The 24,836-nt window shown below is 60.4% G+C and carries 23 protein-coding genes and 1 pseudogene; 10 read left to right on the top strand and 14 right to left on the bottom strand.

The features are described from left to right. Positions 1 to 103: 103 nt before the first annotated feature. The 6 genes and pseudogenes from QE432_RS03695 to QE432_RS03670 all read left to right on the top strand — a co-directional run bounded on the left by QE432_RS03695 (position 104) and on the right by QE432_RS03670 (position 7,282). Positions 104 to 2,267, top strand: a pseudogene (locus tag QE432_RS03695) (TonB-dependent siderophore receptor). A 28-nt stretch (positions 2,268 to 2,295) separates the two neighbouring features. Next, on the top strand, positions 2,296 to 3,198 hold the full coding sequence (locus QE432_RS03690; protein WP_019566562.1) for an iron-siderophore ABC transporter substrate-binding protein: 903 nt from the start codon (positions 2,296 to 2,298) through the stop codon (positions 3,196 to 3,198). Then, on the top strand, positions 3,195 to 5,162 hold the full coding sequence (gene fhuB / locus QE432_RS03685; RefSeq protein WP_013762035.1) for a Fe(3+)-hydroxamate ABC transporter permease FhuB: 1,968 nt from the start codon (positions 3,195 to 3,197) through the stop codon (positions 5,160 to 5,162). Before QE432_RS03690 ends, fhuB begins: the two co-directional genes overlap by 4 nt. 30 nt (positions 5,163 to 5,192) lie before the next feature. Then, positions 5,193 to 6,002 (top strand): ATP-binding cassette domain-containing protein, encoded by an 810-nt coding sequence (locus tag QE432_RS03680; protein WP_111802044.1) that lies wholly within the window; start codon positions 5,193 to 5,195, stop codon positions 6,000 to 6,002. Between the two features lie 248 nt (positions 6,003 to 6,250). Continuing rightward, entirely contained in the window at positions 6,251 to 6,778 is a 528-nt protein-coding gene (locus tag QE432_RS03675) for a DUF992 domain-containing protein (protein WP_004431668.1), read from the top strand. A gap of 93 nt (positions 6,779 to 6,871) precedes the next feature. Next, entirely contained in the window at positions 6,872 to 7,282 is a 411-nt protein-coding gene (locus tag QE432_RS03670) for a c-type cytochrome (protein ID WP_004431671.1), read from the top strand. Positions 7,283 to 7,285: 3 nt separating this feature from the next. On the opposite strand, the gene recX is transcribed toward QE432_RS03670, so the two are convergent. The 6 genes from recX to QE432_RS03640 all read right to left on the bottom strand — a co-directional run bounded on the left by recX (position 7,286) and on the right by QE432_RS03640 (position 13,369). Beyond that, on the bottom strand, positions 7,286 to 7,876 hold the full coding sequence (recX, locus tag QE432_RS03665; protein WP_013762039.1) for a recombination regulator RecX: 591 nt from the start codon (positions 7,874 to 7,876) through the stop codon (positions 7,286 to 7,288). Positions 7,877 to 7,949: 73 nt separating this feature from the next. After that, positions 7,950 to 8,870, bottom strand: a complete 921-nt coding sequence (locus tag QE432_RS03660) for an SMP-30/gluconolactonase/LRE family protein (RefSeq protein ID WP_111802043.1) — start codon at positions 8,868 to 8,870, stop codon at positions 7,950 to 7,952. A gap of 35 nt (positions 8,871 to 8,905) precedes the next feature. Further along, positions 8,906 to 9,853: an ABC transporter permease gene (locus QE432_RS03655; RefSeq protein WP_004431681.1), complete on the bottom strand. Its 948-nt coding sequence runs from the start codon at positions 9,851 to 9,853 to the stop codon at positions 8,906 to 8,908. Beyond that, entirely contained in the window at positions 9,850 to 10,791 is a 942-nt protein-coding gene (locus tag QE432_RS03650; RefSeq protein ID WP_004431684.1) for an ABC transporter permease, read from the bottom strand. The genes QE432_RS03655 and QE432_RS03650 overlap by 4 nt, the downstream gene beginning before the upstream one ends. Beyond that, on the bottom strand, positions 10,788 to 12,251 hold the full coding sequence (locus tag QE432_RS03645; protein ID WP_111802076.1) for an ATP-binding cassette domain-containing protein: 1,464 nt from the start codon (positions 12,249 to 12,251) through the stop codon (positions 10,788 to 10,790). Before QE432_RS03645 ends, QE432_RS03650 begins: the two co-directional genes overlap by 4 nt. A gap of 101 nt (positions 12,252 to 12,352) precedes the next feature. Next, entirely contained in the window at positions 12,353 to 13,369 is a 1,017-nt protein-coding gene (locus tag QE432_RS03640) for an ABC transporter substrate-binding protein (RefSeq protein WP_004431691.1), read from the bottom strand. A gap of 295 nt (positions 13,370 to 13,664) precedes the next feature. Here QE432_RS03640 and QE432_RS03635 point away from each other — a divergent pair, with 295 nt between their 5' ends. Beyond that, entirely contained in the window at positions 13,665 to 14,900 is a 1,236-nt protein-coding gene (locus QE432_RS03635; protein WP_080849858.1) for a GAF domain-containing sensor histidine kinase, read from the top strand. Between the two features lies 1 nt (position 14,901). After that, positions 14,902 to 15,624 carry a response regulator transcription factor gene (locus QE432_RS03630; protein WP_004431697.1) on the top strand — a complete coding sequence of 241 codons (723 nt, stop codon included), beginning with the start codon at positions 14,902 to 14,904 and terminating at the stop codon, positions 15,622 to 15,624. A 3-nt stretch (positions 15,625 to 15,627) separates the two neighbouring features. On the opposite strand, the gene QE432_RS03625 is transcribed toward QE432_RS03630, so the two are convergent. Then, positions 15,628 to 16,644 (bottom strand): DNA topoisomerase IB, encoded by a 1,017-nt coding sequence (locus QE432_RS03625; RefSeq protein WP_019566557.1) that lies wholly within the window; start codon positions 16,642 to 16,644, stop codon positions 15,628 to 15,630. Positions 16,645 to 16,730: 86 nt separating this feature from the next. Beyond that, on the bottom strand, positions 16,731 to 17,960 hold the full coding sequence (locus QE432_RS03620; protein WP_111802042.1) for a PQQ-dependent sugar dehydrogenase: 1,230 nt from the start codon (positions 17,958 to 17,960) through the stop codon (positions 16,731 to 16,733). Positions 17,961 to 18,148: 188 nt separating this feature from the next. Here QE432_RS03620 and QE432_RS03615 point away from each other — a divergent pair, with 188 nt between their 5' ends. Continuing rightward, entirely contained in the window at positions 18,149 to 18,334 is a 186-nt protein-coding gene (locus tag QE432_RS03615; RefSeq protein WP_004431706.1) for a hypothetical protein, read from the top strand. On the opposite strand, the gene QE432_RS03610 is transcribed toward QE432_RS03615, so the two are convergent. The 3 genes from QE432_RS03610 to QE432_RS03600 are packed head-to-tail and all read right to left on the bottom strand — an operon-like array spanning position 18,335 to position 20,281. Next, positions 18,335 to 18,961: a class I SAM-dependent methyltransferase gene (locus QE432_RS03610; protein ID WP_111802041.1), complete on the bottom strand. Its 627-nt coding sequence runs from the start codon at positions 18,959 to 18,961 to the stop codon at positions 18,335 to 18,337. Positions 18,962 to 18,969: 8 nt separating this feature from the next. Further along, on the bottom strand, positions 18,970 to 19,638 hold the full coding sequence (locus QE432_RS03605; protein WP_111802040.1) for a pseudouridine synthase: 669 nt from the start codon (positions 19,636 to 19,638) through the stop codon (positions 18,970 to 18,972). 55 nt (positions 19,639 to 19,693) lie between these two features. Beyond that, positions 19,694 to 20,281 carry an IMPACT family protein gene (locus QE432_RS03600; RefSeq protein ID WP_019566553.1) on the bottom strand — a complete coding sequence of 196 codons (588 nt, stop codon included), beginning with the start codon at positions 20,279 to 20,281 and terminating at the stop codon, positions 19,694 to 19,696. A 66-nt stretch (positions 20,282 to 20,347) separates the two neighbouring features. Between QE432_RS03600 and QE432_RS03595 the strand changes: the two genes are divergently transcribed. Further along, entirely contained in the window at positions 20,348 to 21,577 is a 1,230-nt protein-coding gene (locus QE432_RS03595) for a TIGR03862 family flavoprotein (protein WP_111804736.1), read from the top strand. On the opposite strand, the gene QE432_RS03590 is transcribed toward QE432_RS03595, so the two are convergent. From QE432_RS03590 to QE432_RS03580, 3 genes are all read right to left on the bottom strand, one after another. Further along, positions 21,574 to 22,629, bottom strand: coding sequence for a quaternary amine ABC transporter ATP-binding protein (locus tag QE432_RS03590; protein WP_019566551.1), 1,056 nt, complete (start codon positions 22,627 to 22,629; stop codon positions 21,574 to 21,576). The two genes, QE432_RS03595 and QE432_RS03590, sit on opposite strands and share 4 nt — an antisense overlap. Continuing rightward, the gene (locus QE432_RS03585) at positions 22,622 to 23,509 is read right to left on the bottom strand and encodes an ABC transporter permease (RefSeq protein ID WP_004431720.1); all 888 of its coding nucleotides are present in this window, start codon (positions 23,507 to 23,509) and stop codon (positions 22,622 to 22,624) included. The genes QE432_RS03590 and QE432_RS03585 overlap by 8 nt, the downstream gene beginning before the upstream one ends. A gap of 122 nt (positions 23,510 to 23,631) precedes the next feature. Then, positions 23,632 to 24,630: an ABC transporter substrate-binding protein gene (locus tag QE432_RS03580; protein WP_004431723.1), complete on the bottom strand. Its 999-nt coding sequence runs from the start codon at positions 24,628 to 24,630 to the stop codon at positions 23,632 to 23,634. Between the last annotated feature and the right edge of the window lie 206 nt (positions 24,631 to 24,836).

Genomic DNA, 24,836 nt, shown 5'->3' with positions numbered 1-24,836 from the left:
TTCATAATCAGTAGTTCTGAAAAAATCCAGTTTCACTTATTGGATCACAATCCGCTCCTTGCGTAATAAGATGACTTAAATTCTCCAGAAAAATAACCGTCTCATGGCGGCGCGGTTGATGAAGGGTCTTGGCGTGCAGGGAAAATCTAAACACATTTCCATTCTGGCGGGCGGTTGCGCTGCCATCGCCTATGTGGCGTTCGTGACCTCCGGCGTTGCCCTTGCGCAGGAAGCCGGAACGACGGTGCTGCAGACCATCACCGTGGACGGCGCGAAAAATCAGGACTCCAAGGCGCCGGTGAAGGGCTATGTGGCAAAAACCAGCGCCAGCGCCACCAAGACGGGGCGATCCCTGATCGAGACGCCGCAATCGGTTTCCGTCATCACCAGGGATCAAATGGATGCGCAGAATGTCCGTAATCTCAGCGAGGTGCTGAATTATGTGCCTGGCGTCGTCGCGCAGCCGTTTGGGGCGGATCCACGTTTCGATGCGCCGCGCATTCGCGGCTTTCAGGGTAACCAGCTGCAGTTCCTCAACAGTCTGCGGCTGATGCGCACGGCCGGTGCGCCGTCTTATGAGGTCTACGGTCTGGAGCGGGTGGAAGTCATTCGCGGGCCGGCCTCGGTGCTTTACGGTCAGGGTAATCCCGGTGGCCTCATCAATCTCATCAGCAAGCGGCCGACTTTCGAGCGTTTCGGCGAAGTCGGAGCGCAGATCGGCAGCTTCGATTATTACCAATCGATGTTCGATATTGGTGGGCCGGTCGCGGATAGCGACAGTTTTGCCTATCGCCTGACCGGCCTTGCCCGCAACGCCCATCTTCAGACGGACAATCTGCAGAACGATCGTTATTTCATCGCCCCGGCGCTGACATGGCAGCCCGACGAGGATACGAAACTGACGGTTCTCGCCTCCTATCAGCACGACAATCCGAGTTCGCCGTCTGGCCTGCCGCCGGCGCTGACCTATCTGAGACCAGGCAATATACTGGACCGCAGCTTTTATGTCGGCGATCCCTCTTTCGATACCTCAAGCCGCAAGTTCACTAATATCGGCTATGAGTTCGAGCACCGTTTCGACGAGACCTTCACCTTCCGGCAGAATGCGCGTTATTCCAATTTCGACTGGTCCTACCGCGCGCTCGGCATGTCTTCGACCAGCGGCGGCATGATCGGCAATCTCATCCGCCGCAATGCGACGTTCCAGGATGAATTGCTGAACACCTTCAACATCGACAACAGCCTGCAGGCGGAGTTCTCCACGGGACCAGTCGACCACACCCTGCTTGTCGGGCTGGATTACCGCTATTTCGACAATAACGTCAAAACCGAATTCTGGGCCGCAACGCCGCTCAAATCCCGTCAATCCTGTTTATGGCGGGCCAATTAGTCTCACCTCGCGCACGCTTTATGCCGATGTGAAGACGGATATTTCCCAGATCGGTCTTTATGCGCAGGACGAGATGGCCTTTGAGAACTGGCGGGTCACCGCCGGTCTGCGGCAGGATTGGGCAAGCACCGGCGGCACGACGTTCAACGGAACGACCTACCGCACTCTCGACAAGGACGACCATAAGCTGACGGGCCGTGTCGGGGTCAGCTATCTCTTCGATGGCGGCATCGCGCCGTATGTCAGCTACGCGACCTCCTTCGAGCCCGTGCCGCAGCCGGCTGTCGGTGATGCGCCGAAACCGACCACGGGCGAACAATGGGAAGCGGGCATCAAATATCAGCCCGAGGGCTTTGACGGTTTCTTTTCCGCGGCGATCTACGATCTGAAACAGAAGAACGTCACGACGACGGTGGGCGGGGTGACGCAGCAGATGGACGAGGCGCAGGTGAGAGGCCTCGAACTGGAAGGCGTCGCAAGCCTTGCAGACGGGCTCGACCTGCGGGCGGCCTATACCTACATGGACAGCGAGGTCTCCGGCCGTGTGAACAACGGCAAGGAGCTGGATAGTACGCCCCGGCACGCCGCCAGCCTCTGGCTCGACTACACCTTCCCGGAAGATACGGCGCTTGAAGGTTTCGGCATCGGCGGCGGTGTCCGTTATGTCGGAAAACGTTATGGCGATGCGGCCAATGCCTTCGAAATGAAGGGCCTCGCCCTGCTCGATCTCGGCGTGCATTACGAGAAGAACGGCTACCGCGCCTCGCTTCTGGTGCAAAACTTGACTGATAAAGAATATATTTCTAGTTGCTCCACTTTCGGATGCTATTACGGTGACGGCAGAACCGTTATGGGCAAGCTGACCTACCGTTGGTAACGCCATATTAAAGTGAAGCAGCAGGGGCATGACGCGTAAGGATCGATGGATTTCCCCCCTCTGGGGGCGGCGGGAATTTTTAAGCCTGCTCGCCGCCTCGGCTCTTGCGGGCAAGGCGCGGGCAGCAGTGACGCCGCGCATCGCCGCCATCGACTGGGCCATGCTGGAAACATCTGTGGCGCTCGGCGTCATGCCGGTGGCGGCGACCGAACTCATCCAGTTCCGGTCCGGCGCGGTCGAGCCTGATATCCCTGAAACCGTCGCCGATCTCGGCCTGCGCGGCGCTCCGAATTTCGAGCTTCTGCAGCTCACCCGGTCGGAGCTCATTCTGATTTCGCCTTTCTACACACGTTATACCGGCAGGCTGGAAGCGATCGCCCCCGTCTTTTCACTGCCCTTTTACGTGAAGGGTGAGCCGCCTTTCGAAAAGGCGCTGGCGGCGGTCACCGCGCTTGGTGAAAAGCTCGGGCGGGCCGAAGAGGCGCGCAAGGTTCTGGGTGAAACGGAAGCGGCACTGCACGCCATGCGGGCCCGTCTTGCCGGGTTTTCCGCACGGCCGACCTATGTCATCAACATAGGCGACGCCCGGCATTTTCGTGCCTTTGGTGCGGATAGCATGTTCGGGGATGTTCTTGGCCGTCTGGGGCTGACCAATGCCTGGGTGGATCGGTCGCAATTCACCTTCGCGGCCCCGGTGCCGCTTGAAAACCTCGCCGCCTCATCCGATGCGCGCATCGTCATCGTCTCCGATATTCCGGTGGAGGCGCGGGAAACTCTGCGCAACAGCGCCATCTGGCGCGCGCTGCCTGCCGTTCGGGAAAATCGGGTGGTGACGCTTGCCAATGTCGGCCCCTATGGCGGCATCACCGCCGGCATGCGTTTCGCGAGGCTTCTGACCGAAGCGCTCTTGGCACGGGGAGAAGCCTTGTGACGGCGCGGCCTCTCCCGCTTTTCTTCGGGCTTTTGTTCATTCTGGCCTGCGGTCTTTCCCTGCATGCCGGGTTGCTGCGGCTGCCTTTCGGTGCGTGGCCCGGCCTGCCTTTTGATGCCGCCGCTATGTCGATGGATCAGGTCATCCTCGCTTTCAGCCTGATGCCGCGTGTGGCGGTCGCCATTCTGGCGGGCGCGATGCTGGGTCTCTCGGGCGCGCTTTTTCAGCAATTGCTGCGCAACCCGATCGCTGATCCCTCGACGCTCGGCATCTCGGCTGGCGCGCAACTGGCCATCGTCATCGCCACGCTGTTCTTTCCCTCGGTGCTGGATGGCAACCGCGCACTGGTGGCGCTTGCCGGCGCTGCCGCTGCCGCCGGTATTGTCTTCCTGCTTGGCTGGCGACGCTCCTTCGAACCGGTAACCATGGTGGTGGCAGGGCTCCTGGTCGGCATCACCGCCGCATCCGTTTCCGCGGCGCTGACGCTCGCGCAGGGCGAATATCTGATGTCGCTCGTGGTCTGGAATGGCGGCTCGCTCAGCCAGCAGGATTGGTCGAACGCCCTGTCTCTCACCTTTCAGCTTCTCGTGGGGCTTGTCCTGACGGGCCTGCTGGTTAGGCCGCTGACGGTTCTCGGTCTCGGTGATTCCGGCGCGCGATCGCTCGGCGTATCGCTGTTTTCGATCAGGCTCGCCGTCGCCGCCGTCGCCGTCATGCTGGCCGCCTTCGTCGCTTCGGCGGTTGGCCTCGTCAGCTTCATCGGCCTTGCCGCCCCTGCGCTCACCCGGGCGCTTGGCGTGCGGCGCTCCTCTTCGGTGCTCTTCGTTTCCCCGCTTCTGGGCGGCCTGCTGCTCTGGTTCTGCGACGGTATCGTGCAACTTCTGGCAAACAAGACGGCGGAAGTTTTCCCGACCGGCGCGGTGACGGCCCTGATCGGCGGCCCGCTGCTTCTCTGGCTGCTGCCGAAAATCCGGCCGACCGACGTGCATCGCGGCGAAGGCGTCGATCTCGCGACAAGACGCGGGTTTACGGCCCTGCTGCCGATGCTCATCGTCATGGCCGCGCTGATCTTTGCAGCACTCGCCATCGGCAGGGGGCCTCAGGGCTGGACGATGCTGGGGGCGGGTGACCTGCAAAGCCTTCTGCCCTTCCGCTGGCCCCGGCTGATGGCGGCCATCGCCGCTGGCGGTCTTCTCGCCATGGCGGGTGCTCTTTTGCAGCGGCTCACCGGCAATCCGATGGCAAGCCCGGAGGTCATCGGCGTCAGCGGCGGCGCAGGCCTCGGTTTTGCCGCCGCCATCACGATTTTTCCGGCGGCCGGTCTGTTCGAGCTGTTTTGCGGCGCCGGCATCGGCTCGGCGGGCGTCATGATCCTCGTCCTGTTCTTTTCCGTGCGCCGGCATCTGGCGCCAGAAAAAATCCTGCTCGCTGGCATTGCTATTAGTTCGCTCTGCTCGGCGGTGCTTTCGGCGCTGCTTGCGATTGGTGACCAGCGGGCATGGCAGATTCTCGCCTGGCTCAGCGGCTCTGGTTCGACCGCGACACCGGCTTCGGCAATCTTTCTCGCCATTCTTTCCATCGTGCTTCTGGCGGCTGCCCTGTCGGTGACGCGCTGGTTGACGATCCTGCCGCTTGGCCGGGATGTGCCGCTCTCGCTCGGGCTGCCGCTCGGCCTGGCGCGTATCGCCGTCATCGCGGTGGCCGGCATCGCCACGGGGGCCGCCTCGCTGCTCGTCGGTCCCTTGAGCTTCGTCGGGCTGATGGCGCCGCATATTGCGCTTCGCGCCGGCTTCACCACGCCGCGCGATCATCTGTTAGCTTCTTTCCTGTTCGGCGCGGTGCTGATGGCGCTTTCCGATCTCGGGGCGCGAACGGTGACCTTTCCCTATGAACTGCCGCTCGGGCTTTTTGCGGCTCTGGCCGGCGCGCCCTATCTGATCTGGCTTTCAGGCAGGCGCCAATGATTTATTTGAACATTTACGGAGATGAGAACCATGGGTGAGGCAGCACTTGCCGTCGATTACGACGATATCCCGCTTTTTTCTCTTGATGGCGTCATGATGGAAGTGCCGGGCAGGACATTGCTGCACCCGCTGACGGCAAGTTTTGCGACCGGCAAGACCATCGGTCTGATCGGTCATAACGGTTCGGGAAAATCGACGCTGCTCAAGATTCTCGCACGCATTCAGGAACCGACGGCGGGCAAGGTCTCGTTCGAGGGAAAATCACTCGGCGCCTGGGGCAATCGCGAATTTGCGCGAAAGCTCGCCTATCTGCCGCAATATACGCCGGCTGCTTCCGGCATGCTGGCCAAGGAGCTGGTGGCGCTCGGCCGTTATCCCTGGCACGGGGCGCTCGGGCAATTTAGCAAGGCGGATCAGGAGAAGGTGGAAGAGGCGATCGAGCTTACCGATACCGTCGCTTTCCGCGACCGGCTGGTGGATACGCTTTCCGGCGGCGAGCGCCAGCGCGTGTGGCTTGCCATGCTGGTGGCCCAGAACGCCGAAAGCCTGCTTCTAGACGAGCCTATCTCCGCACTCGACATGGCGCACCAGATCGAAGTGCTTTCGCTGGTTCAGAGACTGTCGCGCGAAAAGGGTCTTGGCGTCATCGTGGTGCTGCATGACGTCAACATGGCAGCACGCTTCTGCGATGAGATCGTTGCGCTTCATTCCGGCCAGCTTATCGCACGGGGAACGCCGCAGGAGATCATGACGCCGGAGACGTTGCAGCGCATCTATGGCGTTCGCATGGATGTCATGACCCATGCCGCCACCGGCTTTCCCGTCGCTCTGCCGCTTTGACATCGTTGCAGCAAAACAACGCCCTGAAGTACTCGCGTTTAACAGGAATTCGACAGGCGTTTCCCGCCCTAACAATGTCTTAATGGCATCCTACCGCCAGTAGACATTGTTAACCGTTTTGCTTTCCTTGCACCCAATTCAGTTGTTTTGGATCGATTTCGGGGAACAAACGTTAACAGTGCGGAATTCAATATCCGGAGAGGGCAATAAGGGCTGCTGCGGGTAGGAATAAAACAGGAGAAAATCAGATGAAAAAGGCTGTTGCCGTAACTTTTGCCGCATTGACGATGGGTCTCGGTGGAACCGTGTCCGCACTCGCTGCCGACCTTGCAAGATATGAGCCGGCTCCGCAGGAGCAGGACGAACGCAATGGCGTCAAGATCGGTTACCTCACCTGCGATATCGGCGGTGGCGTCGGTTACGTAATCGGCTCGGCCAAGGAACTGGATTGCACCTTCCAGTCCACCATGGGCGCGCGTCGCACCGATCATTACACCGGCGCCATCCGCAAGATGGGCGTTGACCTTGGCTTCACCACGCAGGGCCGTCTGGTCTGGGCCGTTTTCGCCCCGACAGCGGGTTACCACCGTGGTTCGCTCGGCGGCCTTTATCAGGGCGCCACGGCTGAAGTGACCGTTGGTCTCGGCGTTGGCACCAACATCCTCGTCGGCGGCACCTCGGGCTCCATCCAGCTTCAGACGGTCAGCGTAACGGGCCAGGTCGGCCTCAACCTCGCCGCAACCGGTACGTCTGTGACGCTCACGGCGATGAACTGATCATCGACGTACTGCCCGGCTTATAACGCCGGGCATTCTGTCGCATGTCAAAAAAACGCCCTCTTCGTTGTCAGACGGAGAGGGCGTTGTATTATGCGGGGCATGATGATCTCGGCATTCAGAACGCTTCCGGCTTCAATGGCTTTTTTCCTCTGTATTGCTGCGCCGGCATTGGCCGAAGGCGATGCGGTGCACGGGGAAAAAGTTTTCAGCCGCTGTTCCACCTGCCACAGCATCGATGCGCCGCGCACCCGCATGGGACCGCATCTGATGGGCGTGGTGGGCAGGCCGATAGCCTCCGTAGCTGGTTACGGCCATTATTCGCAGGCGCTGAAGGATGCCGGTGCCGCGGGTCGGGTGTGGACGGAGGAGGAGCTGCAAAGTTTTATCTCGAGCCCAAAAAAGGCGATCCCTGGAACCTCGATGCGCTTTTTCGGGCTGTGGAGCGAAACGGATATTGCCGATCTGATCGCCTATCTGAAAACGCATCCGATGCCGCAATAACCCTTAAAGCGGTGCTTCGGAAACGATCTCTTCTGCCTCTTCCACCGTCATCGCCATCACCTTCGCGCCGATTTCGAAGCCGAAGCCGTTGCGGGCGAATGCGGAAAATTCCTTCGACTTGCGTTTTTCATCAAGCTCGACACGGCGAAAGGGGCCGAAGGCGCGCTTGCGCGCAAAGATGACGGCCGCCACCAGATCGTTGGTTTCCTGCAGCGCGACTGCGGCCGTTTCCCGATCAATGCCCTTGATCTGAAGTTTTTGCGCAAGCCCGCGCTTCGACTTGCCGCTGCGCTGGCCACTTCGCACGGCAATTTCTGCATAAGCCGTATCGTCGAGCGCCTTGATGCCATAGGCGAAGGTCACGGCGAATTCGCCAAGCGCCTTTATCTGAGCGGGGCTGATATCCTCGAATTTTTCCCGCGCCTTGCGGGTGATCGCATCGCGCAGCTGCTTTTCCGTCATCATCCGCTGTTCCAGCCGGTAGAGAGCGGAATTGCGCGCCCATGACAGCATGCGGCTGGTGGGTTCGATGGCCTGCGTTTCGCCATCCAGTGCCATGTCGTCGGTCAGGAAGGGGCTGGAATCATCGTTCATCCCGCTTTTATAGCGCAGCGAAGCCGTCTTGCCAGTTCCCGTCTGCTACATGCCCTCCGGTTTTTCCAGCGTATCAGGGCGTCTGCGCGCCGGTTGCGGCGACGTAGACTGAATAGAGCGATTTCGTTGCGGTGATGAACAGGCGGTTTTTCTTCGGGCCGCCGAAGGTGAGGTTTGCGACCGTCTGCGGCACCTTGATCTTGCCAAGCAGCGTACCGTCAGGCGAAAAGCAGTGCACGCCATCGCCGGCACTGGTCCAGAGATTGCCCGCTGTATCCAGACGGAATCCATCAGGCAAGCCATTGTCGAGATTGCAGAATTCCCGGCCGTTTGTGAGCTTCACGCCGTCCACGACATCGAAAACGCGGATATGGCGTGGGCGGGATACATCATGGCTGTAGGAACTGTCTGCGACATAGAGCTTGGTTTCATCAGGCGAGAAAGCCAGACCGTTTGGCTGCACGAAGTCATCGATGGCGATCTTGATTTCACCGGTTGCGGGATCGAGCCGGTAAACATTGCGCGTCTTCTGTTCGGGTTCCGCCTTGTAGCCCTCATAATCGGAAAGAATGCCGTAAGTGGGGTCGGTGAACCAGACGCTGCCATCGGATTTCACCACCACGTCATTAGGTGAGTTCAGCCGCTTGCCGCCGTAGCTGTCGGCAAGAACGGTGATCGAGCCGTCGACTTCGGTGCGGGTGACGCGACGGCCGCCATGTTCGCAGGAAACCAGCCGTCCCTGCCGGTCGCGCGTATTGCCATTGGTGAAGTTGGAGGGTTGGCGGAATACCGAAATCCCGCCATCCGGCACCCAGCGCAGCATGCGCTCATTGGGAATGTCGCTGAACAGCAGGCAGTTCAAATCGGAAAACCACACCGGGCCTTCCGCCCAGCGGCAGCCGGAATAAAGCTCTTCCAGTTCCGCATTGCCGACAATCAGAAGGCGGAAGCGTTCATCGTGAATTTCGTAAGGGGAGGCATTGTCTGTGGTCATGAGCGTGGTCCGCTTGAGGGCTTTTCGTTCGGGGTTCAGCGTGTGGCCTTGGGGCCGCTTGCCAGAAGAATCACGGAAATGATGATGAGGCCGGTGAGGATGAGGCGGATGCCCGCGCCGAAACCATAGGTGTTCAGCATCGAGACCACCAGGAACATGAACAGCGAAGCGCCCCAGATACCGGGTACGTTGGAATCGCCGCCCGCAACCGCCGTGCCGCCGATCACCACCACCGCGATGGACATCAGCAGATATTCCGATCCCATGTTGAGTGCTGCGCCGCCGGAGAAGCTGGCGAGCAGATAACCCGCGATCGCCGCCAGTACCGCGCAGAGCACATAGGTGACGAAGCGTGCTCCATCCACTGGAATGCCGGTCATGCGGGCGGCGAAAGTGCTCTGGCCGATGGCGGAAATCCAGCGTCCGTAAAAGGTGCGGTCGAGCAGCAGCCAGGCGATGACCGAGAGGACAAGGGCGACGAGGGCAACATTCGGAATGCCGAGAGAGCTCGACGTGGCAAAGGTGGCCAGTGTTTCCGGCGGCTTGATCCGCAGGCCGCGGTTGGACCAGATGGCGATGGACTGCACGATGAAGCTCATCGAAAGCGTCGCGATGATCGGTGGGATGCGCAGAAGCTTGATCAACGTATAGTTGCCGATGCCGATGGCGATGCCGATCAGGATGGCGATCAGCAATCCCGGCAGGATGAGACCATCGGACACATCCATGAATTTGAGCGCCAGTGTGCCTGATAGCGTCATCGTGGCGGGAACGCAGAGGTCGATATTACCAGGCCCGAGCGTGATGACGAACATCTGGCCGATGCCGACGATCACGGAAAAGGCTGCGAAGGTCAGCGCTGCGTGCGACAGGCCGAAGGAGCTGGCGCCGCCGGTGAACATGACGGTAACGATCCAGACCGCAGCCGTTGCGGCGAACGACCATATCCATGGTTTTTTCGAGAGAGACGAAAGCCCGTTCATTGGTTTTTCTCCCGCTTTTCGAGACGGTTGAGCAGGATACGGAGCGCCAGCACGATGATGAGGATCGCCCCTTGCGCGCCGATCTGCCAGTCCGGCGAAATGCGCATGAAGGACAGGAACGAGCCGGCGAGGGTGAGCGTCAGCGCGCCGATGACAGCACCGATGGGCGAGACCCGACCGCCGACGAATTCGCCGCCGCCCAGAATAACGCCGGCAATCGACAACAGCGTGTAGCGAAGCGCGATATTGGCATCTGCCGATGTCGTCAGCCCGACGAGCGCTATGCCCGACAACACCGCGAAGAAACCGGCCAGCGCGAAGGTGGCAGCACGTATGCCGATGACCGACCAGCCGGAGCGCTCGACGGAGCGGAAGTTACCGCCGACGCCGCGCATCAGCACGCCGAAGGAGGAGCGCATGACGATGTAGTGGGCAACGACCGCAATCACGATGCTGGCAACGATGGCAATTGGCACGAGCGGCGGTTTTGCCGTCATCAGCGCCCGGATGAAGGCTGGCGCCTGGCCGCCGGGTGAGGGGAGGATGAGGACGGCAAGGCCGCCCCAGACAAAGCTCATGCCAAGCGTGACGACGATTGAGGGCAGGGCGCGGATGTGGATGATGGCGCCCAGCATCGCATAAACCGCAATCGCACCGGCGAAGATCGCGATACCGAGCAGTGGCGTCGTTTGCAGGAAGGTGGCGGTGACGCAGGCGCAGAAACTGACGAAGGTACCCATCGACAGATCGAGATCGTTGACGGACATGATCAGCATCTGCGCAATGGTGGCAAGTGCAATCGGCACCGCCAGATTGAACAGCAAGTTGAGTCCGTTATAGCTCATGGCGCGCGGCTGCATGTAAAAGACGGCGGCGAGCAGGAAGGCGAGCGAGGCGGCGGGAATGATGAGACGAAGGGCACTGGCGGAGAGTTTCATGCGTGGTCCTCTCCGGAAAAGGAAGCGGCCAGCACATTCTGTTCGGTGATGTCCTCTCCCACCAGTTCCGCCTGAATGGCGCCGTCGCGGAAAACATAGACCCGGTCGCAAAGGCGGATTTCATCCATCTCGGTGGAGTACCAGATGAAGGTGCGGCCGTGGGAGGCTTCGGTTCTCAAGATATCGTAGACCTCCTGTTTGGTGCCGATATCGACGCCACGCATCGGGTCGTCCATCAGCACGGTGCTGGCCGTGGTGGCGAGCGCGCGGGCGAAAAGCACCTTCTGCTGGTTGCCGCCGGAGAGCGAAAGGATTTTGTTGCCCATGTCGGGCGTGCGGATTTCGATGCGCTTTTTCCACTGCGCGCCAAGCTCGGTTTCCTTGCCCCTGTCCACCATGCCGGCGGATGAAATATCCCGCAGCGAGGCGATGGAAAGGTTTTTGAGGATGCTCCACAGCGGGAAGGTGCCGTTCAGACTGCGATCACCCGCCACGAAGGCGATGTCGGTCTTGCGCGCGGGCAGCCAGCTGCTGTTGCGGGCAAGGTAGAGATCGAGTAGCGCTTCGGTCTGGCCGTGGCCGCCGAGACCGGCAAGGCCGATGATTTCACCGCGGAAAGCCTCGAAGGCGAGGCCTTCGCCCCGGCGCGCCGGCATCGAAAGCACCTTCTCTCCCGCCTTGCGGTTTTCGCCCTTTTGCCTGTCCTGTTCCTTGACGACGCTGCCCATGGCTTCCACCAGCGTGCGCGTCGTGAACTCGCCCGCTGCCCGATCAGCGACCACTTGGCCGTCCTTCATCACCACGATGCGGGTTGCCGTCGACAGAATCTCGCCGAGAATATGCGAGATCAGCAGCACGGAGCCGCCGGTGCGCACGAAACTGCGAACATAATCCATCAATTGTTCCGCAAGACCGGCATCGAGCGAGGAAGTCGGTTCATCGAGGATCACCAGTCTCGGCGCATCCGGGGTTCGACAGAAATTGATGGCGATTTCTACCATCTGCCGCTCGGCGATGGAGAGTTCCGCGATCGTCAACTCGCAATCGATACCGTGGCCGGGAAAAATCTCGTCCAGCGTATGCCGGATCATGGTGAGGGCACGTCCGCGCCAGTTCCGCCCGTTCATCGCGGCATGCATGATGCGGACGTTTTCGCTGATCGTCAGGTTCGGGCAGAGCGACAATTCCTGAAACACGCAGCGAACGCCGCTGGCGCGTGCTGCCGCGATGCCTTGACGGCCTTGTTCGCCGCGATAGGAAATGGACCCCTCATGCGGCGTCAGCCCGCCATTGATGACGTTGACGATGGTGGATTTTCCCGCACCGTTATGGCCGACGAGCCCCAGGCATTCGCCCGAACGGATGACGAGATCGGCCCCATCAAGCGCCCTTACCGCGCCGAACACGACCTTCACGCCGCGCGCGGCAACGACTTCTTCCGCCTCGATGATGTCATTCATGAGCATTCACGCCAGTGATCTGAAACTTGGATAATATAGGTGGCAGTTGCGGCGCCCGTTCAGGGAGCGCCGCAATCGCTTGTGTCCGGAAATCATCCGGCCTATTTGGCGGAGGCGATGGCCTTCTGGGCGTCTTCCTGTGAATATTCCACATTCGCGACGCCGCCCTTCTGGGTGTTCTTGAGGTTTTCCTCAAGATTGCCCTGATCGATGCGCAGGAAAGGTACGGTCAAATCCTTTTTGACATCCTTGCCGTCGAGGATTTGCTGCGCCACCCAGAAAGCGAGCGTGGAAACGCCGGGGGCGATGGAGACCGACATGGTCTCGTAGCCGCTGGCATCCTTCTGCTGCTTCCACCATTGCAACTCGTCTTCGCGGTTGCCCATGACGATGGTGGGTGTCGGGCGCTTGGCGGCGGCAAAAGCCTGTGCTGCACCGTAACCGTCACCGCCCTGCGTCACGACTGCCGCAACTTCGGGAAGGCTCGGCAGAATGCCGGCGACAGCGCGCTGTGCGACGTCCTGCGCCCAGTCGCCATTGACCGAACCGACAATCTTGAACTGCGGGTTCTTGGCGACGGCGTCGACGATGCCGGCATGGATTTCATCGTCCACCGAAACGCCCGCGAGGCCGCGGATTTCGAGCAGGTTGCCACCCTTCGGCATCGCCTTGGCGAGATAGTCGATCTGGCTTGCGCCCATCGCCTTGAAATCCACGGCGATACGCCAGGCGCAAGGCTCGGTGACGATGCCATCGAACGAGACGACGGTAATGCCGGCGTCACAGGCTTCCTTGACAGCACCGTTAAGAGCGGTGGGCGAGGCGGCGTTGATGACGATGGCGTCGTAACCCTGAAGAATGAGGTTCTGGATCTGCGCCGCCTGTTCGGTCGCCTGATTTTCGGCTGTCGTGAAGGCGTCAGCGGCAGCGACCTGCTTGTCTGCAACTGCCTGCTTGGTGATTTTGTCCCAGCTCGTCAGCATTGCCTGACGCCAGGAATTGCCCGCGTAATTGTTCGAAAGCGCGATTTTTTTAGCCGAGGTATCGGCGTGAGCGGTGATCGGCAAAGCTGCGCATGCGACAGCGGCCGATGCCAGAAGCATCTTTCTGAAAGCCATTGATTTTCCTCCCTGGTGGCTTGCCCTTTTTGAGCTCGGAACCCGCTTTCCCGCAAATCTCCTAGGCGGCAGGCGGAATTCCTTTGCACTGGAGCTCCTTTCCCCAGTAAAAGCGAGAATGACCAAGAAGGTTTGGCTTGTACAGGCGGATAACGGCAATCTTCCTGCGGGTTTCCGCAGAAACGATGCGGGAACCCGCAGGACGAAACGCCACCGCCGGGCGCAGAATAGCCGATACGGGGCAGGTCGCGCCGCCACAAGTTGACAAGGCAGGCGCTTGGGAGGGTGTCCGCACATGCTGGATACGCCGAAAAGCGCTCTTTTCCATCACTACATGGGCATTTCGCGGCTGCTCGCCGGGCAGCTCGAATTCAACGCCATCATTCAGGCGGTCGCCACCGAAATCACCCATATCATTCCTCACGTCCACATGGATGTCTGCATCAAGCAGCTGGATGACAAATTTCACATCGCCTATGAAAGCGGTCTGGCAAGCGCCTGGAGCCGCCAGCCGCCCGCCCTTCTGTCCGGCAGTCCCATCCGTTCCGTGCTCTCGGGCGAGGTGGAATATCTTTTGAGCGGCGATGCCTGCGTCGATCCGCGCTTCCATTTCGAAGGCGCATTTTCCAGCCCGATCATCGAGCTTGATCTGCATAGCCGCCTGCACGTGCCGATGAAGGTGCATGGCGACATTATCGGCGCGCTCAGTTGCTCCTCGCACCAGTCGGATGCCTATACGATGGAGGATGTCGCCAATGCCCGCGCGGTTGCGGATTTGCTGGCGCCCTATTTTTACGCCATCCGCGCCGCCGAACAGGCCAAACGGTCTGCGATCGAGGAGGCGCGCGCCAATGCCCGCGAGGAGGGGTTGCGGCTGGGTGCCCTGCAATTGACCGAAGCGCTGGAGGCCGAGCGACAGCGGATCGGCATGGATTTGCACGACCAGACGCTGGCGGACCTGACGCGGCTTGCACGGCGCATCGAGCGGATGAGCCACGCACCGGACGTGTCGGGCGAGATGCTGGAACCGGTGGTGCGCAGCCTGCAGCACTGCATGCAGGATCTGCGCGAGATCATTGAGGAGGCGAAACCCTCCATCCTGCAATTGTTCGGCGTCGTGCAGGCCATCGAGACCTATGTGGATCGCTCCGTGCGCGACAGCGGCTCTTCTATCGACTGGTCGGTTACGGACGAGACGGACGGGCTTGTTGAGACACTCGACAAGACGGTTGCCATCTCGCTGTTCCGCATCGTGCAGGAGGCGGTCAACAACGCCATCCGTCACGCGCAGCCGGAAACGATTGCGGTGACACTGTCGTTAACGGATGGCGGGTTGCGGGTGACCGTGAGCGATGACGGTAGCGGCCGTGGCGAGGGGGCTGTCTCTGGTGGACTCGGCATCGGCAACATGAAGACGCGGGCACGGCTGATTTCAGCCAGATTCGATATTGGTGGCAATGGCAAAGACGCTGGAACCCGCATTACCGTGACGTTGCCGGAAGGCGCTTTCGACCGGCGGGAGGAAATATGACATGGATGTGCTGATCGTTGAGGACGATGCGCTACACCGCGCCTATCTGAACGAGGCGGTGAGAGCCGCCCTGCCGGAATGCGACAAGGTGCTGGAGGCGGCAAACGGCAGAACCGGCGAAAAGCTGGCGCGGGAAAACCGCGCCGCCCATATCGTCATGGATTTGCAGATGAACGAACGCAACGGCATCGAGGCGGCGCGCACCATCTGGAAGGAGCGGCCGGACACCCGGATCCTGTTCTGGTCCAACTATTCCGACGAGGCCTATGTGCGCGGCGTTTCCCGCATCGTGCCCGAAGGTGCTGCCTATGGCTACGTGCTGAAATCAGCATCTGACGACCGGTTGCGGCTGGCGTTGCGCAGCATCTTCATCGAGGCGCAATGCGTGATCGACAGGGAAGTGCGCGGCCTACAGGAAAAAAGCCTCGGCAAGGCGCATGGCTTCACCGATTCCGAATATGAAATCCTTGTTGATGTTGCGCTGGGCCTGACGGACAAGGCGATTGCTCGCCGCCGTAACCTTTCGTTGCGCAGCGTGCAGAACCGGCTGCAAAGCCTCTACGAAAAGCTGAACGTCCATCAGGCGGCCGGTGATGACGAGGCGGAAGGCCGTTATAATCTTCGAACCCGCGCCGTCACCGTCGCTTTCCTGCGCAAGCTGTTGAATTACAGCGCGCTCGAAAGGGCCGAGCGGGAATTGGGCGAATGGGCGACTGGCCGCTGATTATCACGGCAGGAAGGCAAGCAGACGTCTTTCATCGGCCCTGAGGCCCGAGACCGGCTTTGCGCCCACCTTCAGAATACGGCCAAGCTTCTTCTGCGCCTTCTCCTCCGTCGCTATATCGAGAACGGTAGGATGTACGTAGCTCTTGCGGCAAATGGCGGGTGTGTTGGACAGTTCCGTCGCCGCTGCCTGACACATACCCTTGATGCTGGGTTTTTCACCCGCAGCCACATGTTCCATCGCATGACAGAAGGCCGCAAGCGTTCCGCCCCAGGTACGGAAAGTCTTGGCGGAAATGCCTTGTCCGCCGACGCGGGAAAGATAGGCGTTGAGATCGCTTGAATCGACGGAGTGAACCCGGTTTTCACTGTCCTGCCAGACAAACAGCTCCTTGCCGGGCAGATCGGCGATTTCCTCGAGGATTTTTTGAAGGCGCGGGTGGCGCAATTGCCGCTTCACCTTCTGCCCGCCCTTGGCTGCAAAGCGCAGTTCGATTGTCTCGCCGAAGGACACGTGGCGCTTGAGCAATGTGGTTGCGCCATAGGTACCGTTGGTTTCGAGATAAGAACGGTTGCCGACGCGTAGATAGGCGGCATCGAGAAGCAGCGTCAGGGCCGCCAGTGTCATGTCCTGACCGTGATCCTGTTTTGCAATGTCAGCCATGGCGCGTCGCCGGATGGCAGGCAGCGCCTTGCCGAAGCTTTTCAGCTGAAAGAACTTCGTCTCACCGCGCAATGCGTGCCAGTCGGGATGGTAACGATATTGCTTTCGCCCGCGCGCATCAAAGCCCGTTGCCTGCAAATGCCCGGATGGGTCGATGCATATCCAGACATCTTTGTAGGCAGGCGGGACACCGAGCGATTTGATGCGCTTCAACTCCACGTTATCGGACAGAAGTTCGCCGCCCGGCAACCGGTAACAAAAACCGCGCCCGCGCCTTTCTCGGGCTATGCCCGGCTCCTGATCGTTGACATAGGCAAGTCCGATTTTGGCAAGAAGGCGGGTGGGCGGTTGTGGCATCGTTTTTTCCGGCAGGTTTAAGGTTGCAGGAAACGAGAAACAGGCCGCCTTCGTTCCGGCGGCCTGCTGTTCCGGTCATGACTTTCTCAGCCGGCCTTGGCGATCCGCAAAATTTGCGAGTTGCCGCCGCCGCGCTCTTCGGTCACGGCATAGACGGCGCCATCCGGACCCACTTTCACATCACGAATGCGCGCTTCCAGCGGCAATCGGCTTTCCGTCGCAACCTTGTCTCCGTCAATGTGCAGGATGACGAGGCCCTGGCTCACCAGACCGCCTACGATGAAGGCTCCCTTCCACTCGGAAATCTGGTCGGCGTCGTAAAAGGCCATGCCGGACGGGCCGATGACGGGGTCCCAATAATAAACCGGCTGTTCCATGCCTTCCTTGGCGGTGGCACCTTCGCCAACGGACCGACCGCTATATTCGACACCGTAGGTGATGACCGGCCAGCCATAATTGAGGCCCGCCTTCGGCAGGTTCATCTCATCGCCGCCTTTCGGGCCATGTTCCACTGTCCAGAGCCTGCCCTGTCCATCCAGTGCTGCCGACTGGAGGTTACGGTGGCCATAGCTCCATATCTCGGGGAGGGCGTTCTGCTGGCCGGCGAAGGGGTTGCCCTCGAAGGCCTTGCCTTCGGCATCAATGCGGAAGACCTTGCCAAGCCCGCTCGACAGGTCCTGCGCCTGCACACGCGGCGTTGCGTCTGAACGTTCACCGACGGTGACGTAGAGCTCGTTGTTCTGGCCGAAGACGAGGCGGGAGCCGAAATGCTTATCGCCATCATAGGTCGGCATCTGGCGGAAGATCACCGAGACATCTTCCAGTTTTGCTGCTCCACCCTCTTCGGTCAACTTGGCCGATGCGACGGAGGTGCCGTTGCCGCCATCCCGGGGCTCGGAAAAAGAGAAGAAGATTTTACGGGAGGTTTCGAAATCGGGAGCCAGCGCGATGTCGAGCAGACCGCCCTGTCCGTCGGACGCCACCTCCGGCACGCCTTCGATCGCTGGGCCAGCTTTGCCGTCTGCGACGATGTGCATTGCGCCTTCCTTGGCCGCCACGATCATGCGGCCATCGGGCAGGAATTCCATCGACCAGATATGCGGTAGGTCCTCGGCAATGACGGTTTTTTCGACATCCGGCTGAGTGGCGGCTTGCGGCGCACGGGTCTGACCCTCGAAAGCCGGTTTCTGATCCGGCGCATTGGGCCGTTTCGTCTCGACTGCCGGGGCGGTCTGTGCGTGGGCGGCGCTGGCAAGTGGTACGGCCAGCAGCGCGAATAGCATCGTCGAACTCAGAAATCGGTTGTTGCGGAACATGGGTCTCCCTTCCTTTGTCTGCATCAGGCAGAGAACCATTTGGGGAGGAATTCGTTTCTTGCGATAGTTTCAAGAAAACTTGATGAGGCCGTGTACGGGCGGCATCCTCTTTTTTCATCCATGTAAACTTACAGGGAACCGCAAACCCGCGCCTACGTTTTCACCCTGGTTACACGGAGGGCGCCGCCATGCAGATCATCGACAATAAGAACATAGACGGGAACAGAGCCAAGCCAATTCTCAATGTTGCGGAGTTTTGCCGCCGTTACCGGCTGGACAAGGCCGAGGAGACACGGTTGAGAAGGCTGTTCGGAGAATTCGCATCCCGGCACGAGCTTTTGATGAACGCTCAGCGCAAGCCGAACTTCCGCTGATCATTCCTCCGGATCTAGAGATTTTCCGAAAATCATGAAGACATCATATCGGGTGTTCTTTCCCACTATCTGGTGCGAAGGCTTGCGAATGCCGGGCATAGGTTCGGCGCGCAGAGGCCATTTTAGAACCACCCGCTTTGTCGCATGTTCAAGCGCAGCCTCCATCAGCTCTACCTGATCGGGATCGGATCCCACCAGTTCCCGCAGCACCCGCATTTCCTTTTTCACCAGCGCCGAGTTGTGGCGCGGCGGATGCATGGGATCGACGATCACCACCTCCGGTGAAAGTTCTTTCAGCAGAAGCCGGGAATCGCCCTGCAGCAGCGTCATGCGGGAGGCAGCCTCGGCATAGGCTCCACCCGCCTCCAATGCGCGGCGAATGCCGTCAGCAAGGTGGGCGTGCATACCGGGTGAACGCTCTATCAGCGTAACTTCGGCTCCGAGTGACGCCAACAGAAAGGCGTCGCGCCCGAGCCCTGCCGTGGCATCGACGATTTTTGGCGTGCGGCCTTTGGTGAAGCCCGCGGCCTTCGGCAGAGCCTGTCCGCGCCCCTCGCCGGAGCGGAAACGGTGACCGACCGCACCGCCAACAAAATCCACCACGAAGCTTTCGTCTTGTTCTTTCATCGCAGGCCTCAGAAGGGGCAGGGCACGGTATAGGTGACGTCGCGGCCATCCGGGTGACGAAAGCCCACCGCCTCGGCATGCAGCATAAGACGCGGCGCGGCGGCGAGCGCTTCACCTTCTGCATAAAATTCATCGCCAAGGATAGGGTGGCCGAGAGCCTTCATATGCACCCGCAATTGATGGGTGCGGCCGGTGAGAGGGGCAAGTGCGAGCCTCGTAGCGGGAAGCGGCAATCTTTCCAGCACGCGCCAAAGGCTTTGCGCCGGCTTGCCATGGTCGTGGTCCACCCGGTGGCGGGGCTTGTTTTCGGGGTCGATCGCGAGTGGCAGGTCCACCTTGCCCTCTTCACCCTCGACTTCACCCCAGACGACGGCGACATAGGATTTGCGGGTCTGGCGGTTCTCGAACTGGGCGGCGACGGCCGCGTGCGCCTTGCGGTTCAGGGACATCAACACGATGCCTGATGTATCCTTGTCCAGCCGGTTGATCATCAGTGCTTTTGGAAACTGTTTCTGCACGCGCGTCAAAAGACTGTCGGAGAGCGCGGGATCGCGTCCCGGCACCGAAAGAAGTCCGCTCGGCTTGTCCAGCACCAGTAGATCGTCATCCCGGTGCACGATGGTGAGCCACGGTTCGAGCGGCGGATTATAGACGGGGTTGGACAGCACAAGTGACATTGCGCTTCCTTAGCACAAATCGGGCATGGGGCCAGATGCCTGCCCCGCAATATGATTAGTCCGGAATATGAAGATTGACGCGACCACTGGTCAGATCGCTGATGAGCCGTGTTAGACGCTCGGCTTCCTCTACGGGAACCGAAAGCTGCATATCCGCGCCGGTGCCGGTGAAGTCCTCCTTTTCCACTCGCAGGTTTTGCGTGGCGGCGAGGCGCGATTTTACCAGGGCCAGATCGGAGAAGGGGCAGCTCAAGGTCGCGCTGACATAGGCGATGACCGGTGACGTCTCGCCAAGCCGAAGGCAGGCCGCCGCCGTGCCGCCATAGGCGCGCATGAGGCCGCCGCTGCCGAGCAGAATGCCGCCGAACCAGCGGATGACGAGGACCGCGACATTGTCCAGCGCCTGACCGTCGATAGCCTGAAGGATTGGCTTTCCCGCCGTGCCGGAGGGCTCGCCGTCGTCACTGAAACGATAGGTCTGGCCGGTTCGCCATGCCCAGCAATTGTGGTTTGCGTCGAAGTCAGAATGCGCCGCAAGGAAGCTTTTCGCATCCTCCTCGCCAGTGACAGGTGCTGCAAAGGCAATGAAGCGGCTTTTCTTGATATCCTGCGAAAAGGTGACGGGTCGGTCGAGCGTGAACATGCGCGTTTCAATATCGCATATATTCGCGCGCGGAAATCGGTATAAGGCCACAATGGCGAAGATGCGATGGAGCGGGTTTTGAAGAAGGCAAGGCAGGTCGCGATTGTCGGCGGCGGGCCAGCGGGCCTGATGGCGGCCGAAGTGCTGTCTGCGGCTGGCCATGCCGTAACGGTGTTCGAGGCCATGCCGACCGTCGCGCGCAAATTGCTGATGGCCGGAAAATCCGGTCTCAACATCACCCATGCCGAAGACTACGACATTTTCCTCCACCGTTTTGGCGACGCGGAGCAAAAGCTGCGCGCCGCCCTCGATGATTTCACGCCCGGCGCGCTGCGTCACTGGGCGCAAGGTCTGGGGCAGGAGACCTTCGTCGGCACGTCGGGCCGGGTGTTTCCGACCGCCATGAAGGCCTCGCCGCTGTTGCGGGCATGGCTTGCCCGGCTGGAGGCGCACGGCGTGATCATCAAGACGCGGCATCGCTGGATGGGTTTTTCCGCAGACGGGCTGGTTTTCGCGACACCGGAGGGCGATGTCTTCATGAAGGCCGACGCCGTTCTTCTGGCGCTCGGCGGCGCAAGCTGGCCGCGTCTGGGTTCGGATGCGGCATGGGTGCCTGCACTCGCGGCTGAAGGCGTGGAGCTTAATCCTTTCCGCCCCGCCAATTGTGGCTTTGATGTCGATTGGAGCGATGTCTTCCGGCAGCGTTTTGCCGGTGAGGCGTTGAAATCCGTCACCACCATTTCCCCGGCCGGGGCGTTTCAGGGCGAGTTCGTGGTGACGCAGCACGGCATTGAGGGCAGCGTCATCTATGCCCATTCCGCCGCACTTCGCGACCAGCTGGAACACACGGGGAAGGCGACACTCGCTGTCGATCTGGCGCCGGGACGTACCGTGGAGCGCCTTGGCCGGGATCTGGCAAAGCTTGGCCGCAAGGAGAGTTTTGCAAACCGGTTGCGGAAGGCCGTGGGCCTCTCCGCCGTCAAGGTCGGACTTCTGCGGGAAATCTTTCACGATATCTCGGCGATGCCGGATGATCTGGTCGCTGCAAGGATCAAACATGCGGAGATACCGCTTGCACGGACGAGACCGATTGCCGAGGCGATTTCATCGGCTGGGGGCGTTGACTGGCAAGGTATCGATGAGAACTACATGCTGAAAAAACTCCCCGGCATTTTTGCTGCCGGGGAAATGCTGGACTGGGAGGCGCCGACCGGCGGTTATCTGCTGACCGCCTGTTTTGCCACTGGCAAGGCCGCCGCTAGGGGCATGACCAAATGGCTCGACGGCTTGGCCTAACCGGCCTCGGCCAGTTTTTTTTCCGCGCTTGGCGTGGTCCTGACGAGGCAGCGCATGATGGCATCCGTGGTGACGGAGCCGAGTGACTTGCCGTTTTCGCCGATGATGACGGCACTGCCGACATCCTCCCTGACGAGCGCGCGCAAGCCTTCCTCGACGGTCATGTCCGCATCGAGCTGAAGACGCGACTGGCCGGAAAACTCCGGCTGGACGATTGCGCCGAGACGAATGACCCGGCCACGATTGACCTCTTCCACGAAGGCTTCGATATAGCTGTCTGCCGGACTCATGACAATTTCGGCGGCCGTACCCTGCTGGATGATCTCGCCGTCGCGCAGAATGGCGATCTTGTCTCCCAGCCGAAGGGCCTCATCCAGATCGTGGGTGATGAAGACGACGGTTTTCTTCAGCTCTTTCTGCAATTCCAGCAGCACTGTCTGCATGTCGACGCGGATGAGTGGATCAAGTGCCGAATAGGCCTCGTCCATCAGCAGGATTTCGGCGTTGTTGGTCAGCGCGCGGGCGAGACCCACGCGCTGCTGCATGCCGCCTGAAAGCTGGTTCGGATAATGGCTCGAAAAGCCTTCCAGCCCCACCCGCTTGATCCAGACGTCGGCTTTTTCTTCACGCTCTCCCTTGTCGACGCCCTGCACCTCAAGGCCATAGACGACGTTTTGCAGCACGTTGCGGTGCGGCAGCAGGCCGAATTTCTGGAATACCATCGCCGTCTTGTGGCGGCGGAATTCCAGAAGTTCCGCTTCGTTGAGGCGACAGACATCCGTTCCGCCATAAAGGATTTCTCCCGCTGTCGGGTCGATCAGGCGGTTGACGTGGCGGATCAGCGTCGATTTTCCCGAGCCGGAAAGGCCCATGATCACGGTGATCTGCCCGCCCGGCATGGTGATGTTGATGTCGCTGAGGCCGAGCACGTGGCCGTGCTTGGCGTTCAGTTCCGCCTTGGACATGCCGCCCTTCACGGCGTCGATGTAATTCTCCGCCTTGGAGCCGAAAATCTTGTAAAGGCTGCGGATTTCGATCGATTGACTAGCCATGCGCCACTTCCCGGTGTTTTTGCAGGCGAAGGCCGTAGGCCTGGCTGATGCGGTCGAAGATGATGGCGATGCCGACGATTGCCAGGCCGTTGAACACACCGAGCGTGAAATACTGGTTCGCGATGGCCTTCAGAACCGGCTGGCCAAGGCCCTGAACACCGATCATGGAGGCGATGACGACCATGGCGAGCGCCATCATGATTGTCTGGTTGATGCCTGCCATGATGGTGGGGAGTGCAAGCGGTAGCTGCACCTTGAAAAGCTTCTGGCGCTTCGAGGAACCGTAAGCGTCTGCCGCTTCCAGCACGTCCCGGTCAACCATGCGGATGCCGAGATTGGTAAGCCGGATCATCGGAGGAATGGCGTAGATCACCACGGCGATGACGCCCGGGACCCGGCCGATGCCGAGCAGCATGACGACGGGAATGAGATAGACGAAACTCGGCATCGTCTGCATGACGTCGAGAACGGGGTTCACGATACTCTGCAGGCGGTTGGACCGCGCCATGGCGATGCCAATCGGCAAACCGATCACGATCGAGAGCACGGCGCAGACGAAGATCATCGAGATCGTCTTCATCGTGTCTTCCCACATGCCGAACCAGCCGATGGCAAAGAGAATACCGCAACATAGTCCAACAATGGTGGCGCTGCGGCTGGCAAACCAGGCGAGTACGCCGACAATAAGAATAACGACCGGCCAGGGGGTGCCGATCAAAAGCCTTTCCGCCCAGATGAGGAAGCTCTGGAGCGGTGTGAACAGCCCCTCTATCGTGCCGCCATAGGCTCTGGTGAAACCCCGAAACCCCTCGTCGATCACTTTCTTCAGCGCACGCAGGGCATCGTCATTCATGGTCGGAAATTTGAAAAGCCAATCCATATCCTGTTCTCCACGACGAACCGGGGCCGGCGGGCAATATCCGCCGCGCTCCGGAACTTAAAAACGGCCGGGCGCCGCCATTGGCGGGCCAAGCTGTCGACCACATATGTCGTGCCGCCCTTTTAGAGGGCAGCCTTGACCTTTTGCGCGACGTCGGGGGAAACCCAGCCCGTCCACAGAGCCTCGTTTTCCTTCAGGAAGTGTTTCGCACCATCTTCGCCGGTTGCCTGATTGTCGGTCATCCAGGCGATCAGCTTGTTGACGGTGTCGTTGGTCCAGGCGCGTTTGTTCAGATAGTCCATGGCCGGGCCGGCGCGGTCGGCAAAGGTCTTGCTGACCAGCGTCTGCACGTCGTCAACCTGCCATGCATTGGGCTTCGGGTCCGCGCAATCGGCAACCGAGGTGCAGCGCTTCCATTCGGCAGAGTCATATTCCGTGCCGAAGCCGAGCTTCACCATCTCATATTTGCCGAGCAGCGAGGTCGGAGCCCAGTAATAGCCTACCCACGGCTGTTTCGCTTCGTAAGCCTTGGCGACCGAGCCGTCGAGACCTGCGGCGGAACCGGTGTCCACCAGGGTGAAGCCGGCCTTTTCACCACCAAAAGCCTTGAAAAGCTGGGCGGTGACGACGGTGCCGCCCCAGCCCTGCGGGCCGTTGAAGACGGCGCCCTTTGCCTTGTCTTCAGGCGAGGGGAAGAGCTCGGGATGCTTGAAGAGATCAGGAATGGTCTTGAGATCGGGGTTGGCATCGGCGACATATTTCGGGATCCACCATCCCTGCACAGCGCCGTCCGACAGGATCTTGGCGGCCGCCACGACCTTGCCGCCCTCAAGTCCCTGTTTGACGATTTCCGGCTGCAGGCTGACCCAGGCCTCCGGCGCGATATCAGGCTGGCCCTTTTCGGCCATGGAGGTCAATGTCGGTACGGTGTCGCCTGTGACGATTTCAGCGCTGCAACCGTAACCCTTTTCCAGAATGATCTTGTCGAGATTGGCGGCGACTTCAGCGGATTGCCAGTTCATGCTGGCGATCGTGACGTTTCCACAGTCCGCAGCAAAGGCTGCACCGCCTGTAAGGGCGAAGCCGGCGGAAAGAATTGTGGCACCCAAAAGTATTTTCATTTTTGTTCCCTCTGGTCGCGGTGTGCGAAGACCCGGGCGCTGACGGCACCGCGACCGCCAGCACCCGCATTGAGCGTTAATAATTACTTTGTTGCCGTTCCGTTTGCGGCAGTTTTTGGCGTATTGAGGATGGCAATCGTCAATCAATCATCACGCTTGTGGGGTGCTTCTGCGAAATTTGCGGCGTGCGAATTCCCCAGTCTTGC

The sequence above is a fragment of the Agrobacterium sp. SORGH_AS_0745 genome (assembly GCF_030818995.1).
Lineage (GTDB): Bacteria > Pseudomonadota > Alphaproteobacteria > Rhizobiales > Rhizobiaceae > Agrobacterium > Agrobacterium tumefaciens.
This window is presented reverse-complemented; position numbering and strand designations above follow the sequence as displayed.